19 protein-coding genes are annotated in these 15,501 nt (G+C 37.0%); all 19 read left to right on the forward strand.

Translation table 11 applies throughout. The features are described from left to right. Positions 1-351: 351 nt before the first annotated feature. Positions 352-987 carry a hypothetical protein gene (locus tag IPU53_RS15270; RefSeq protein ID WP_313886501.1) on the forward strand — a complete coding sequence of 212 codons (636 nt, stop codon included), beginning with the start codon at positions 352-354 and terminating at the stop codon, positions 985-987. Next, entirely contained in the window at positions 987-1,745 is a 759-nt protein-coding gene (locus IPU53_RS15275; protein ID WP_207451886.1) for a cytochrome c biogenesis CcdA family protein, read from the forward strand. The genes IPU53_RS15270 and IPU53_RS15275 overlap by 1 nt, the downstream gene beginning before the upstream one ends. Before the next feature lie 19 nt (positions 1,746-1,764). Next, on the forward strand, positions 1,765-2,319 hold the full coding sequence (locus tag IPU53_RS15280; protein ID WP_207451887.1) for a redoxin domain-containing protein: 555 nt from the start codon (positions 1,765-1,767) through the stop codon (positions 2,317-2,319). Positions 2,320-2,376: 57 nt separating this feature from the next. Further along, positions 2,377-2,757 carry an OsmC family protein gene (locus IPU53_RS15285; protein WP_207451976.1) on the forward strand — a complete coding sequence of 127 codons (381 nt, stop codon included), beginning with the start codon at positions 2,377-2,379 and terminating at the stop codon, positions 2,755-2,757. A gap of 54 nt (positions 2,758-2,811) precedes the next feature. Further along, positions 2,812-3,495: a response regulator transcription factor gene (locus IPU53_RS15290; RefSeq protein WP_207451888.1), complete on the forward strand. Its 684-nt coding sequence runs from the start codon at positions 2,812-2,814 to the stop codon at positions 3,493-3,495. Continuing rightward, positions 3,488-4,555: a sensor histidine kinase gene (locus IPU53_RS15295; protein ID WP_207451889.1), complete on the forward strand. Its 1,068-nt coding sequence runs from the start codon at positions 3,488-3,490 to the stop codon at positions 4,553-4,555. The genes IPU53_RS15290 and IPU53_RS15295 overlap by 8 nt, the downstream gene beginning before the upstream one ends. A 145-nt stretch (positions 4,556-4,700) precedes the next feature. Next, positions 4,701-5,648, forward strand: coding sequence for a thioredoxin-disulfide reductase (gene trxB, locus IPU53_RS15300; RefSeq protein ID WP_207451890.1), 948 nt, complete (start codon positions 4,701-4,703; stop codon positions 5,646-5,648). 180 nt (positions 5,649-5,828) lie between these two features. Next, entirely contained in the window at positions 5,829-6,488 is a 660-nt protein-coding gene (locus IPU53_RS15305) for an ArsR/SmtB family transcription factor (protein WP_207451891.1), read from the forward strand. Between the two features lie 22 nt (positions 6,489-6,510). After that, complete coding sequence (locus IPU53_RS15310) at positions 6,511-7,803, forward strand: MFS transporter (RefSeq protein ID WP_207451892.1); 1,293 nt, start codon at positions 6,511-6,513, stop codon at positions 7,801-7,803. Between the two features lie 338 nt (positions 7,804-8,141). Beyond that, the gene (locus IPU53_RS15315; RefSeq protein ID WP_207451893.1) at positions 8,142-8,372 is read left to right on the forward strand and encodes a glutaredoxin family protein; all 231 of its coding nucleotides are present in this window, start codon (positions 8,142-8,144) and stop codon (positions 8,370-8,372) included. Positions 8,373-8,549: 177 nt separating this feature from the next. After that, on the forward strand, positions 8,550-8,846 hold the full coding sequence (locus tag IPU53_RS15320; protein ID WP_207451894.1) for a hypothetical protein: 297 nt from the start codon (positions 8,550-8,552) through the stop codon (positions 8,844-8,846). A gap of 258 nt (positions 8,847-9,104) precedes the next feature. Continuing rightward, positions 9,105-9,683, forward strand: coding sequence for a class D sortase (locus IPU53_RS15325; RefSeq protein WP_207451895.1), 579 nt, complete (start codon positions 9,105-9,107; stop codon positions 9,681-9,683). Between the two features lie 256 nt (positions 9,684-9,939). Then, positions 9,940-10,140 carry a hypothetical protein gene (locus IPU53_RS15330; protein ID WP_207451896.1) on the forward strand — a complete coding sequence of 67 codons (201 nt, stop codon included), beginning with the start codon at positions 9,940-9,942 and terminating at the stop codon, positions 10,138-10,140. A 14-nt stretch (positions 10,141-10,154) separates the two neighbouring features. After that, a complete protein-coding gene (locus tag IPU53_RS15335) occupies positions 10,155-10,733 on the forward strand; it encodes a TlpA family protein disulfide reductase (protein WP_207451897.1) in 579 nt (192 codons plus the stop codon). Positions 10,734-10,771: 38 nt separating this feature from the next. Further along, complete coding sequence (locus IPU53_RS15340) at positions 10,772-11,107, forward strand: hypothetical protein (RefSeq protein WP_207451898.1); 336 nt, start codon at positions 10,772-10,774, stop codon at positions 11,105-11,107. 370 nt (positions 11,108-11,477) lie between these two features. Further along, entirely contained in the window at positions 11,478-12,365 is an 888-nt protein-coding gene (locus IPU53_RS15345; protein WP_207451899.1) for a c-type cytochrome, read from the forward strand. A gap of 219 nt (positions 12,366-12,584) precedes the next feature. Further along, a complete protein-coding gene (locus IPU53_RS15350; protein ID WP_207451900.1) occupies positions 12,585-13,256 on the forward strand; it encodes an ArsR/SmtB family transcription factor in 672 nt (223 codons plus the stop codon). A 766-nt stretch (positions 13,257-14,022) separates the two neighbouring features. Continuing rightward, positions 14,023-14,445 (forward strand): VOC family protein, encoded by a 423-nt coding sequence (locus IPU53_RS15355; protein WP_207451901.1) that lies wholly within the window; start codon positions 14,023-14,025, stop codon positions 14,443-14,445. A 168-nt stretch (positions 14,446-14,613) separates the two neighbouring features. Beyond that, entirely contained in the window at positions 14,614-15,450 is an 837-nt protein-coding gene (locus tag IPU53_RS15360) for a helix-turn-helix domain-containing protein (RefSeq protein WP_207451902.1), read from the forward strand. Positions 15,451-15,501: the final 51 nt, after the last annotated feature.

A 15,501-nucleotide genomic window follows, 5' to 3' on the forward strand; every position in this document is an offset into this window, starting at 1 on the left:
ATAAATAAAGGGCTGTTCAGAAACTCAGTGAAAACTGAGTTTCTGAACAGCCTTATTTTGAAGATAAGAAAGTATAAAGTTTTGGCTAGTGTTTTGATCTAGCTCCAGCGCCAGCGACTAGCAAACTTTCGGTGCCTTCCTACGATAAGTCAACATCAACTCGCCTTATCAGGCTCACTGTGTTTCCTTTATCTCGTCAGGCCCCTAAAAAGTTTGTACGTCGCTAAACGGGCGCTTGCGCTTTTCTTATTTATGAAGCAGTTTAAAACAGAGGCTATTTTCATCAAATTTTCATATTAGATCTGTACGCTTTGATTAGATATATAAATTGAATAAAGGAGAAAGCTGTTGGTGCAAATAAGTAAATTAGTGCCCATTGGTGTTTTGGTTGCGAGCATTGTTGGTGGGATTATTTTCTTTTATTTATCAAGTAATTTATCAAAAGAAAATAAAAAAGTACATATAGAACAGATGATTTCAGAACTAGTTAACTTTATCGTCTTTATTTGGGTAGGGAAAATTGTTCTAAATATCTCCTTATTTGTACAAGATCCATTAGCCATCTTCGCTTATCCAAGTGATTCAAGATCGTTTTATATTGCCGTTTTATGTAGTAGTGTTTCCCTTTTCTTAAAAGCAAAAAAAGGAAAAATAAATGTGGTTTCGCTGTCAAAATCGTTTCTTCCTGTATTTTTAGTAGGGTCTTTTTTATATGAATTTATTTATATCGTTTTCCTTAGTAAGGGGGGACCAAACGGCTACTTTATCTTAATAACGATAGTCTTACTCCTATTTTTACTTTTAAATGGGCGTTTGAGTACAAAACTCTTATTTGTCATGATATTAGCGGGTTGGTGTTTTGGCATTTTATTTCTCACTTTTATCCAGCCGTTTGTCACAGTGTTTGGTTATATAATGGCACCGTGGTTTGTAGGTTTGTTTTTTATCGTAAATTTTTTCATCATTTTTAGAAAGAGGGATTTTTAATGGGTGGAATTGAGGCAGATACAATGTTAATTGTCGGAATGTTTCTTGCAATGGGGGCAGGGGCTTTATCATTTTTATCGCCTTGTGTGCTCCCTATTTTCCCTGCTTACATGTCGTACATAACAGGAATAAGTGTAAAAGAATTACAAGGAGGCCAAAATGCCAAAATTAGGAAGGAGATTCTCAGCCATTCTTTCCTTTTCTTATTGGCAGTGTCGCTTGTTTTTATTAGCCTCGGGGCAAGTGCGTCGTTTCTAGGCCAATGGGTTCAAGATATACTCATTGGGGATTCAGGATTATTAATCCAAAGAATTGCGGGGATTCTCATTATTTTTATGGGGCTTTTTGTAGCCGGATGGATCAATATCCCGGCCTTAATGAAGGAAAGACGTTTTCAATATACGAAAAAAAGGGCTAATTACATCGGTTCATTTTTTATTGGATTTGGATTTGCAGCTGGCTGGACACCGTGTATCGGACCTATTTTTGCTTCGATCCTCCTATTAGCAGCAAGTAATCCCGCCCAAGGCATTTTTTATACTGTTATGTATGTAATTGGCTTTTCGTTACCGTTTCTTGTGCTCAGTTTTTTTCTTGGGTCAACGAAATGGATTGTCCGCCATAGTGGCATCATTATGAAAGTTGGGGCAGTCATTATGATTATCATGGGGCTTGTATTATTCTCAGGGTTTATGCCGCAAATTACAGGCTTCTTGCTTGATTTAGTCGAGGATACATGGTTGTCAAGATTAGGTTAATATTGGAAGGGGCACTATAATGAAAAAGGCAATTTTTATCACTGTTTTTGTTCTGATGTTTGGTTGGGCTGTATATGAATTTATATCCAACAAAGAGGATACAGCAAAAGGAAATACAGATACGACCGAACAGGTCAGTAATGAAGTAGGACTGGAACGTGGAAATATCGCTCCCGATATTAAACTGAAAACATTAGATGGGGAAGAGGTACAATTATCTGATTATCGTGGGAAGAAAGTTATGTTGAATTTCTGGGCAACATGGTGCCCGCCATGCCGCGCAGAAATGCCAGATATGGAAAAATTCCATCAAAATACAGATATTGAAATATTAGCAGTTAACTTAATTGAAACTGAAACTAATCAAGATATAGAAAAAGTAACTGATTTTATTGACGAGTATGAGCTTACATTTTCCGTTTTAGTAGATGAAGGGAGCCAAGCCTCAACGCTTTTCAGAATTAGTCCTATTCCAACCTCATATTTAATTAATTCCGATGGTACCATACATAATATGGCCTTTGGAGCATTGAATTATGAACTTATGATTCAGGAATTCGAAAAGATGAAATAATTTTGCTGCTTAGAGAGTAATTAGTGACTAAAAAAGTAAAAAGGAGTAGTGGACATGATCGAATTGAATATGAAAAAACATGGGTATAATATGCAGACGGAATTTGGTGAATTATCTATTTCCTCAGATTCGGAGTATGGCTTTCGTCCTTTTCAGTTAATGATTGCCTCGATTGCTGGTTGCAGTTCAATGACATTGGAGGTAGTGTTAACGAAAATGAGAATAGACTATAAAGATATTAAGGTATCAGCCAAGGTGGAACGTAATAAAGAAAAAGCTAACCGGATTGAAAAAATACATCTGCATTACGCTATTAAAGGCGAAAATCTCCATCAGGAAAAAATTGAAAAGGCAGGGGCCGTTGCAAGAAAAAATTGTGGGATGGTCCAAACTGTGCAAGATAGTATACAAGTGACAGAGTCATATGAGATCCTTTAGTTGAAAGACTTGAGTAGGTACGGAGAGACTATGTAATCTGTTAGAGGTGCATATATGAAGCAGACAATATTAGTTATTGAAGACGACCAAATGATCCGCAATCTTATTAAGGTGTACTTGGAAAAGGATGGCTATGAGGTTATTGAAGCGGCTGATGGCCAAGAGGGGAAAGTAGCCTTTTTAACACATCACCCTTGTTTGATTATTCTCGATTTAATGTTACCGAAGTTAAGTGGGGAAGAATTTTGCAAGTGGGTGAAAACACAAGCGGCAAATGAAGTGTCAATTATTATGCTTTCCGCTAAAACAAAGATTGACGAGAAAATTAATGGGCTTAAAATTGGTGCTGATGACTACTTAACCAAACCGTTTGTTCCAGACGAATTACTTGCTCATGTAGAGGCTGTATTACGACGAACCGGACAGTTTTGCCAAAAAATATCCTATGATGGGTTATGTATAAAACCGAGAAAAGGAGAAGTTTTATTATTCGATGAAGAGCTTACTTTAACCAAGCATGAATTTAATCTTCTCTATTATTTTATGGGAAATCCAAATATTGTCTTATCAAGAGAAAAGTTAATTGATCATCTATATCCAAATGCAGATAAAACAATATTAGATCGAACAATTGATGCACATATTAAAAAATTAAGAAGTAAAGTTGAAATAAATCCGTCTTCCCCAACACGGATTCAAACGGTTCGAGGAATGGGGTATAAATTCGTTCATGAATAAACATAAAAAGTCGTGGCTACCCAAGAAATTTCTGTTCCGTTTAACCTTTTTGAATATTATTATTGTCTCCTTATTTATTGTACTAAGTAGCCTAGCCATTTATAATACAGCATGTTTCTTAGTAGAAGGGATGAATGGAGCAAAACAAAAGCAGTTTAATTCAACGCTTTTTTATTACTTATGGATTTTTAGTCTTATTGCAATTTTGATTGGAAGTATTATTCATTTTTATTTAACGAAAAAATTAATCCAACCTTTAAAAAGATTAATTGAGACTACAAAAAGTATGAAAAGAGGGAATTACCCTGAGTCACTTGAAGTTACTTCAAGTGATGAAATAGGGCAATTAATAAGTAATTTTAATGAATTAGTTAATCAGTTAAAAGATAACCATGAACATCGAAAGAAATTAGTAATGGATTTATCGCATGAGTTAAGGACTCCACTATCGAATTTGAACGGGTATTTATATGCGCTAAAAAATGGAGTGATTGAGGGGGATGAAACATTATACCATTCGCTTTATAAAGAGTCTGAACGGCTAACAAAGATGGTTACACAAATTGAAACCTTAAAAGAATGGGATTATATTTCAAAGCAATCTTTTTCTGATAAGGAAAAAATTGCTGTTGATCTACTGATTAAAGAATCTGCGAAAATGTTTTTTTGGCAACTGAAGGATAAAAATATTCCAGTGGAAATTCATACAGAACGCGCTGAAATAAATATGCATAAAGAGGGAATTTTACAAGCTATTAGTAATTTAATTGATAATGCTATTCGATATTACGTAGGTATAGGTTCGATTACAATAAAGGGCGAAAAGTTGGAGAATGAATATTATGTCTCTATCACCGGTCCAAGCCAAGAGATCCCAGCTGATAACAAAGATAAAATGTTTGAAAGGTTTTACCGAATTGATGGCTCTCGCAGTCGTGATACCGGAGGGGCAGGACTTGGACTTAGTATAACAAAAGAAATTATAGAACAACATCATGGCAAAATTGGCTATAAACCCAGTGAAGACAAAAACACATTCTGGTTTACTCTGCCTTTATGAAAAATACTTGTGTTACCTGATTCAGATAACATGAGTATTTTTGTTAACTGAAACAATCCATTTTGTAGTGGAATTGAAAAATTGACTATTGAAGAAATAACATTTATAATTCAATTATTCAATAAAACGATTGAATAACAGAGGGGTGAACAACATGAATGAAGAGAAGATTTATGATGTGATCATTATTGGTGCTGGGCCTGCTGGAATGACGGCAGCCGTTTATACTTCACGTGCCAATTTATCTACATTAATGATTGAGCGTGGGATCCCAGGGGGGCAAATGGCTAATACTGAAGAAGTTGAGAATTATCCTAGTTACGAAAATATCATCGGTCCAGAATTGTCGACAAAAATGTTTGATCATGCTAAGAAGTTTGGGGCAGAGTATGCCTATGGTGATATTAAAGGAATTGTAGATCATGGAGACATCAAAACAGTCGTTGCAGGTACAAAAGAATACAAAACATATTCTGTTATCATCACAACGGGTGCTGAATATAAGAAACTGGGCGTTCCTGGTGAAAATGAACTCGGTGGTCGTGGTGTATCTTATTGTGCCGTTTGTGATGGAGCCTTTTTTAAAGGAAAAGAGTTAGTTGTTGTCGGTGGAGGAGACTCTGCTGTTGAAGAAGGTGTATATTTAACAAGGTTCGCTTCAAAAGTAACGATTATTCATCGTCGTGACCAACTCCGCGCCCAAAAGATTCTCCAAGAACGGGCATTTGCAAATGATAAGGTTGATTTTATTTGGAATCATACGGTTAAAGAAATACATGAGATAGATGGGAAAGTCGGAAGTGTTACTCTTGTTTCAACAGCTGACGGAACTGAACAAGAATTTAGTACAGATGGTGCTTTTATTTATATCGGAATGCTGCCATTGTCTACACCATTTAAAAACCTTGGGATTACCAATGAAAGTGGCTATATCGAAACAAACGAGCAAATGGAAACAAAAGTAGCAGGCATTTTCGCCGCAGGCGATATTCGCGAAAAAATGTTACGGCAAATTGTCACAGCTACTGGCGATGGTAGTATTGCCGCTCAAGCTGCACAACATTATGTAGAGGAAATAAAGGAACATCAATAATAATAGATTACAATAATCATTTCTACGAGATTCTAATAGGATGTAAAACAAAAGCAGACTTGGGAAAAGGGATTCAAACTAGCGACTTCATTCAAGACGAGTTTTTGACAAATGACTTCGTTATGATTATAATTCGACTATTCAATTATTTAATTGAGTATATTTGGTGGTGGTTATAAAATGCTCAATGAAAGAAATTTAAAAGATTTATTGTACCAGGAGTTTGCTAGAATAGGTAAAAGTCTTTCTAGCCCCAAACGCATAGAGATTCTTGATATTTTATCTCAAGGGCCAAAGTCAGTGGAATCACTATCAAAAGCAACTAACATGTCTGTGGCAAATGTATCTCAACATTTACAAACCCTTGCTAATTCAAGATTGGTAAAATCTCATAAGAAAGGGAACTTCGTGATTTATGAATTAGCAGATGCCGCCATTTCTGGCTTTTTAAAAAATGTGCATACTTTGTCAGAAAAACAGTTTGTTGAGGTTCAACAAATAAAACAGGGGTTTTTAAATACCAATCTTGGTTTGCATGGGATTTCGTTTTCAGAACTTCAAGATCGGATGGAAAAAGGTGAAGTTTTATTGTTAGACGTCAGGCCGAAAGAAGAATATGATAAGGCCCATATTCCCGGTGCTGTTTCTCTTCCAATTGAAAAGTTAAGAGAAAAACTCTCTTCCTTATCAACCACCCTTGATGTTGTGGCCTATTGCAGAGGGCCATACTGTTTGATGTCAGTAGAAGCAGTGGGGTTGTTAAAGACGAAAGGTATTAATGCCTTTCGTCTAGAAAATAGTGTTCAAGATTGGTATGAATTTCAAGAACACTTACATTGATTGGGGGAAGAAGGAGCTTATTATGTCGGATGAAGCGAATGTTTTAGCACAAAGTTATATAGATCACCCAGAAAAAGTTAAGAAGTTATACAAACGCACATTAATGATTGTTGTAATTTCACAAATGTTTGGTGGAGCGGGATTAGCTGCTGGAATTACAGTAGGAGCACTGCTTGCCGAACAAATGCTAGGAACAAATGCATTCGCAGGACTTCCGGCAGCTTTATTTACTTTAGGCTCTGCAGGAGCTGCCCTGTTAGTAGGCAGACTTTCCAATCGTTTTGGCAGACGCATGGGTCTTGCCACTGGTTTTATAACAGGTGGACTTGGGGCTATTGGTATTATTATTGCTGCCATGTTAAATAATGTGTTTTTATTATTTATTTTCTTACTTGTATATGGGGCAGGCTCTGCAACGAACTTACAAGCCCGCTATGCTGGCACAGACTTAGCGACTGACAAACAGCGAGGCACTGCTGTAAGTGTAGCGATGGTTTCCACGACAGTTGGTGCTGTTGCAGGTCCGAATCTAGTGGATGTGATGGGAAAGGTTGCTCACTCGATTGGTGTCCCAGAATTGGCGGGGCCATTTATCTTGGCAACTGCTGCATATATCTTAGCTGGTCTTGTGTTATTTGCCCTTTTACGCCCAGATCCATTCATGATCGCCTTAAAAATAAATGCGAATAAACAAAGTACAGAATCCAAAGAAGTATCGAGGAAGAATCCAATCAATAAAGGAATAGCAGTTGGAGCAATCATTATGGTGCTTACGCAAATTGTGATGACGGCCATTATGACCATGACTCCTATTCACATGGGGCACCATGGCCATAGTTTACGTGCAATTGGGCTTGTGATCGGCTTTCATATAGGTGCCATGTATCTCCCTTCCCTATTAACGGGAATTCTTGTTGATAAGATTGGTCGTTCTGCCATGGCGATTGCTTCAGGTATTACGTTGCTCCTTTCGGGTGTCTTATCGGCGTCTGCACCAGGAGATTCTTTAGTTCTAATGATTATCGCTCTATCTTTACTTGGGCTCGGATGGAATTTTGGCTTAATAAGTGGTACGGCACTTATTGTTGATTCAACAGAACCCTCAACACGTGCTAAAACTCAAGGAACAGTAGATGTTTTTATTGCATTATCTGGAGCTTCAGGTAGTGCTATGTCGGGAATGGTTGTAGCTGGTTCAAGCTACGAAACCTTATCCCTTGTTGGCGGGATTTTGTCATTAATACTTATCCCGGTCATGATATGGTCTATTGGTAGTAAAAAAGTCATTAAAAATAAAGAGATGAGAGAGCTGTAAAGTATCTCAACTGGGGGATATGGTGGATAAAAACACTATAAGTGCGTGATCAAAAAGGAGGATAAAAAGGACCGAGAAGTTCGAGGCGGAAAAGCGAGCCAACGAAGAAATTCGAAGTGTCATTTTTACCGGACTTTTTGAACATCCTCTATAAGATTTCTTCGTCAAAAGTGGGTTAATTGGAATGTTTAGGGAGGTGTTATAACTAATTAATTGGCTACGTTTTTCTGCGGATTCCATTATGACCAGGTACAATATCTTTGTGCCTGGGAGGAATAAGTATCAAATGTATAAGACAGTTTGTTGGTGAATGACAAAAAATTAAGGAGAGGTGTCTTATGAAGCAAATTACAGTTTATACAACAAGTACTTGTCCCTACTGTGATATGATGAAAAATTTCTTGAAGGAAAATGAACTTCCTTTTAAAGAAGTAAACGTCCAGCAAGACCCGGATGCTGCAAACCGTTTAGTTCAAGCAACTGGCCAAATGGGAGTTCCTCAAACTGAAATAGAAGGCCAATGGGTATTAGGGTTTGATCCGGAAAAAGTTATGCAGTTAGTAGAGTAAAAAAGCCTACATTAAGAGAGTAATGAAATCACTAAACAAATACACTGTTTAGTTTCAGATGAATTATACAGAATGGGTCTTGAACTTTTATATGATCTTTATGTTTTTTCATCTATTATTCAAATATGCAATTGAATTAATGAATATAAAATTATGAAAAAATGGAGGCTGATTATTATGACCACTACACCAAAAGCTTATCTACAAATTACTTTAGATATTGCTGCAGCCAATCGAGCAGACGCGGCAAAGGTTTATACTACTTATAAGGAACCATTTTTGAAATCAATTCCTGGTGCAGTTTCTAAAGATCTTTTAATCCGTGATGAAGATGTTCAAGTATTACATGGTTTTAACAATGTTGAAGAAGCTCAAGCTTATCTTCAAAGTGACCTTTTTAATAATGATGTTGTAACTGGATTAAAAGATTTATTAAATGCTGAACCAGAGATTAGAATTTATAGCGTTAATTAAAGAAGCATTTTTAGATATCAAGCTCTATACAGTCTCTATATGATTCAAAAAAGCGATTCTAATGACTAAATTTGAATCGTTTTTTTATAATGCCTATTAGATTAGCCATTTTCACCAAACCTTCATAAAGCTTTAGTAATCTAGACATAGAGAGGTTTTTGCCTGGAGGGTATAACACTGGCATCATCCATCACTCCTTTTCATATATCAACTTTTTCACAAATGATAAAAGTATAGAATGCTCTGAGGTGAATGAATATGGTAAGAAAGTTTTCATTAGTTCTTATAATCGGTGGTACATTACTTCTTATTTATGGAGGTTTCCAATTATATAATTCAAAAGCAAAAGAAAATAAACGACTAGTCGAAGCTAAGGCCAGCATTTCAAAAGACGTGATTAAGGAAATTAATGATGCAAATCTATTTAATTATGATTCGATCGAAGAAGGAGATACGGTAGGCGTCTTTTATATTCCCAGACTGGATCGAGAAATACCTATTATTGAGGGAACGAATGAAGAAGAATTATCTGAAGGCGTTGGTCACTACATTGGCACAGGATATCCAGGTGAAAATACGCAGATATTATTATCCGGTCATCGTGATACCGTGTTCAGGCAATTTGGCGAACTAGAAGATGGAGATGAACTTCATGTTAAAATGGAACATGGTACATTTATTTATGAAATTCGGGATCATACCATAGTTGATGCCAATGACACAACTGTTATTGACCCAAATCGAACAGATGAAGTATTAACGGTATCAACTTGTTATCCTTTCTCCTTCATTGGGGATGCACCAGATCGCTACGTCATATTTGCTTATCCAAAATAAAACGTAAAGGTTTTTCCTTCATCCAATAATCTGCTAATATAAACAATCTTCTTAATAGGAAAAGATCTTACAGAATGAAAGTGCATAATTGACTAGACATATATAGTTGATCAGTCAAAAAGGACGACTCGAAAAATAAATTCGGGACGTCCTTTTTATCCAGGAAACTAATTTAACAAGAATAATTATCTAATTTTCATCAGATTTTCATAAAGCTTTAGTAATGTTGAAATTGAGCCCAAGGAGTAATGTATGGATGAGGTTTGGCTTTGCCTTTTCCTCTGTTGATGTTTTTTCTGAGGCAACCAAGTGGATTACTCGACATAGCCAAATAATCATGAAAATAGGTGCTGTGATTATGGTTGTTATGGGTCTTATCTTATTAATCGTTCAAATATCATGTCATCGAATTTCTCATGGAATGAGTTCAAGATACATGGTTCGAATATTAGGGTGAAGGGGTAATAAGGAATGAAAAATGCGGTTTTAGTTGTCATAGTTATAGGATTACTTGGTTGGATAACTTATGATTTAATAGCTGCTTCAAATGAAAACACTGCTGGGGAATATGGTAGTGCTGCCTCAGAGCAAATATATAATTCGGGAGAAATTAGCGATTATAGTAATTCAGGAATTCGTAAAGGTGAGCTCGCTCCTGATTTTGAACTTACTACTTTAGACGGAGAAGCAGTGAAGTTGTCGGATTATAAAGGTAAACGAGTCATGTTAAACTTTTGGGCAACATGGTGTCCCCCATGCCGCGCTGAGATGCCTGATATGCAAAAGTTTCAAGATAATAAAGATGTGCAAGTATTAGCTGTGAACTTATCTGAAACAGAATCGAGCCTCGATAATATTCCGAAATTTGTTGATGAATTAAACCTGTCGTTAACAATTCCTTTGGATAAGGAATCAGCTGTTTCAAAAGAATATCGAGTTGTGGCGTATCCTACAACCTATATGATTGACTCTGATGGGCGCATTCAATTTATCGCAATGGGGGCAATGAATTATGATTTTATGGTAGAGCAGCTTGAAAAGATGCAATAAGTCCCATCTACCCTATAAACCTCTTAGGGGGAAATAATGTGAAAATAAACAAGAATAGGTATTTGGTTATCTTGATGGTATTAATCGGAATAATTGTTATTTCTAGCTTTTTCATACCTAAAGAAACTAAGCCATCACCTAGTACAAGAGTTATTATTGATAATACTTACAGAACGTACATTGCTCCGATGTGTTTTGACAAAGCAGATGTAACAAATTGGATTGATGAGACTAGTTTAAAAAAAGCAAAAGAGTTAAATTATAAACCTCATTCATCATGTACAGAGAATGCTTTAAAAGGCGAAAAGGATACACTGTTTACAAGTATACTAGGGGAGTTAGGTATATTAGAAAATAAATGGAGAAATTGGTAAATGAAAAATCGTATTTGTGGTGAAGGATAAAGGATTGGTCTAATTTTTATAGATTTATTTATATAAAGTTAATAGTATGATTGCACGGATTTAATTAACCCGGAAGGAAAAAAGCCCTAATCGAAGTTGGAGAATTGAACGAAATAAAAGGAATGAAGGAATTACAAAAAAAGTTCTTAATTAGGTTATTAAAAGAGTGAATCAATTTATTTGACCTTGAAATTTTTTTAAATCATTAGCAAAATAATCAATTGAATAATTGAAAAAAGGAAACGTTTACTTTGGAATCTATACTAAAAACCTAAAATGTATCCGTTTTCAGTCAGTCCTAAGGATATTCTTATAATTGGAATAAAGAGGTGTTGAATCTTTGGAAAAACGTAAATTTATTTGGTTTTTTATCATAATTAGTGTTCTTCTCCTTATCTCTGCTGCTTGCCAACAGTTTGAGGATAAGGGATATGAGATGGGAGCTATCTTGGAGGAAATACGAAATCTGGATTCTGATGATTCAGAGATGGCACTCATACAAAAAGGTAAGGAAATCTTTGATGAGACTAACACAGTTTTACCGGAAAATGTAGGCAATAACTTGTCATGTATTAATTGTCATGGAGAGGGTGGGCTTGGCCCTGATTCGCCTATGGTTGGTGTCACGTTATTATATCCAAAAATGCATCATGAGAAGTGGACTACAATAGAAGATCGGATAAATGGTTGTTTTGTTCGTAGTATGAATGGAGAACAGATAGATGAAGACGGTGAGGAAATGAAAGCGATGGTGGCTTATTTTGAATTTCTCTCCAAAGATCTTGAATCGAAGGACGACATTACTTGGCGAATGGATAATAATAAGGATAAGGTACCTGTCCCCAACGTTGTGGCAGGTGGAGAATTATATAGCCAGAAGGGTTGTATCGCTTGTCATGGAGAAGACGGATCAGGAACAAGCGCTAAGGGAGGACCGCCTTTATGGGGAGAGGGATCTTTCAATGATGCTGCGGGCATGGCGAGACTAAATAAAGCAACAGCTTTTATTCAAAACAATATGCCCAAAGGGAAAGAAGGAACATTAACAGATCAACAAGCGGCTGATCTAGCTGCATTTATACTCACTCAAAAACGACCTGTGGCAGATCGTGAAAAAGTAGGAGATTATAATTTGGATCCTGATCTGGATTATATAACCAAAGATCGGCGGGAAAAAATACGTAAAGGCGAATTCGATTGGACAGAATTAGATGTTGTTGAAGAATAATGGGAATACAAATACTCAACACGGGATGGCAAGTTTTCCTTGAGAATGTATGGTGAATTCTTAATAGCTTTTTATAGATCAAACTAGAGGAGTAGGCATGCTCCCTCACTTCTCTAGTTCATATTGCGTATGAAGTAATAATCATTATTTTGCTATTTTTGCTTCCACTGTAGTATCATCAACTATATAGTTAATTAATCGATGTAGAGGATGATAAGTATGGAAGAGCTCATTTTTTCTGCAAAGAATTATAAGGATGAGTTATTTAAACAACTATCAAGAATTGGCAAATGTTTATCTAGTGATAAACGCCTTGAAATATTAAATCTGCTGACTCAGGGTCCAAAAACAGTTGAAAGATTGGCACGGGATACAGGAATGAGTGTGGCAAATGTTTCTCGTCATCTTCAAGTTCTCAACGACTCGAGATTAGTAAAATTTACCAAGAAGGGGACATATGCCATTTATTCATTAGCTGATCCCTCTGTTAACGATTTTTTACATTCCTTATGGTGTATCGGTGAAAGCCAACTTTCAGATATCACTCGCATTCAAGAAGATTTTTTCGGTGATATCGAAGGTTTATATACACTAACGATGGATGAAGTTTATGAAAAGTTAAAGGATGGAGATATTGTCCTTATGGATATGAGACCAGAAGAGGAATATGAAGCAGGGCATATAGAAGGGGCAGTCTCTATTCCTATGGAGAAGTTAGACCTATATCTTCAACAAATCCCTAAGGATAAAGAAGTTGTTGCTTACTGTAGAGGAAAGTATTGTGTTTATTCAGCCTTGGCTGCGCAAAAATTGAAAAATGAAGGGTTTGTAGCCTATCATATGGCGGAAGATATTTATGAATGGCAGAAGTATTTAGAACAAAAACATTAAAATATATTTCCCAAGTAAGAACAATTCTTTCATAAGTATATTTTGCAAACAACCACAGTCGGAAAGAGGAAGAAAAGTCATTGTTGGAGTTGGTTTAAGTGGGATCTAACTTACTCTAACTTCCTATAGAAGCATTCTAAAGTGAGACTGCAACCAGTATGGATTCATCCTTCACTGGTTGCAGTCTCATTTTACATTCGCCTTTTTTTCAGAGTTCCGGCCGTCCCCATTATTGTGGAAAAACGCAAAAAAGGGAACGGCGGGAGTTCCAGTCGTCCCCGTTATTGTGGAAAAGCGCAGAAAAGGGAACGGCGGGAGGCCAGTCCGTCCCCGTTATTGTGGAAAAGCGCAGAAAGGGTAACAGCGAGAGGCTGGGCCGTCCCCGTTATTGTGGAAAAGTGCAAAAAGGGTAACGGCGAGAGTTCCGGTCGTCCCTGTTATTGTGGAAAAGTGCAAAAAGGGTAACGGCGAGAGTTCCGGTCGTCCCCGTTATTGTGGAAAAGCGTAAAAAGGGTAACAGCGAGAGGCTGGGCCGTCCCCGTTATTGTGGAAAAGCGCAAAAAAGGGAACGACGGGAGGCCAGACCATCCCCGTTATTGCGGAAAAGTGCAAAAAGGGGAACGGCGGGAGATCCGGCCATCCCGATTATCGTGGAAAAGTACAAAACAGAGTGCACTAAATAACCCTGAACCTATGTGAGAAAAAGAGTATACTGGAGGCAGAAAACAGCATGTAATTTTATATAAAATTAGGAGGAATGATGTTTATGAAACCTAGGATTACAGTTTTAACATTAGGTGTAAATGATTTGGAAAGATCTTTAAAATTCTATCGAGACGGATTGGGGCTTCCAACAGAAGGTATAGTTGGCCAAGAATTTGAGCATGGTGCTGTTGCCTTTTTCGATTTACTATCTGGCATAAAGCTTGCTATTTTTGAACGCAAAAATATTGCGCATGATGCTCAAATTAATCAGACTGTTTCCAGTCCTACTGAATTCACTATTGGCCATAATGTCGAAAGTAAAGAAGAAGTTGACAAAGTAATAGAACAGGCAAGGAAGGCTGCAGCTACTATAACAGTCCAACCACATGACACGTTTTGGGGTGGATATTCTGGTTACTTTCAAGACCCGGATGGTCATTTATGGGAAGTAGTGTGGAATCCACATTTGGAGATCAATGAATAATTTGCACATTATCCCCCAATACCAGCTAATGGAACTGGGTGACACCTTTTGTATAATTAGTCAAAACATTGACACTAAGGGAATCAAGCCACTCAAGCAGAACTTGATATACTTATTCCGTTTGCTTGCCTAGAATTGAACTAATCAAACCAAAGGAGTGATCAAGCAATGGATATGAAGAAAGTTGGTAAGCAAATTGCAAAGTTGAGGAAAGAAAAGCAGTTTACGCAAATGGGTGTGGCCGATAAATTAGGTGTTACATATCAGGCCATCAGTAACTGGGAGCGAGGAGAAACGATGCCGGATATAACAAAGCTTCCGGAGTTAGCTGAGGTATTTGGCGTTACCATTGATGAACTGCTCGTAAATCAAAAAGAGACAGCGGCGGTTAAACAGCTAATTGAAGAAAAGGAAGGGGAGTCAGTCGATATTCCTTTTGAAGAATTGAAGTCAATTGCCCCCATTTTAACCGTTGATCAAGTTGATCTCTCGGTAAATACGAATACAAACACGCTTCAAGCCTCTGATTTAAGCACGCTTGCTCCCTTTTTGAGTGAAGCTTATTTAGAAGAATTGGTTGAGGAATTTTACCAGGGAAGTGGGCTGCCTGATTTGGTTAAGCTGTTTCCATTTCTAAGTGATGAGTACTTGTCAAAACTAGCAGAAAGAGAGTATGCGTCTAACGGAATAAAAGCACTGAACTCTCTTGTTCCATTTCTATCTCAAGAAAGTATTGATGCTATCGCAAAGATGGAATTCACGAAAACCGGCTTTCGTGAAATGAGCAGCTTCTTCCCTTTTTTAAACGAGAATTGTATGGAAGAGCTTAGTAAGCAAAGCTATGAACGTGATGGTCTTTCCTCCTTATGTAGCGTTGCTCCATTCCTTGAAGAGGAATTCTTGCAAGAACTAGCGGAAGATGCGCTAGAGAAACAGGGATTTTCTGAAATACAGCCATTACTGCCTTTCATTGATGCTGATAAGCTTATCAAAGCATGGAGATAAATGAGATCGCATTGAAAAGATATTATGATGGAGTCTTTGTGCCATTTATTG

Source organism: Bacillus sp. SD088, assembly GCF_017355205.1.
Taxonomy (GTDB): Bacteria; Bacillota; Bacilli; order Bacillales; family Bacillaceae_C; genus Lederbergia.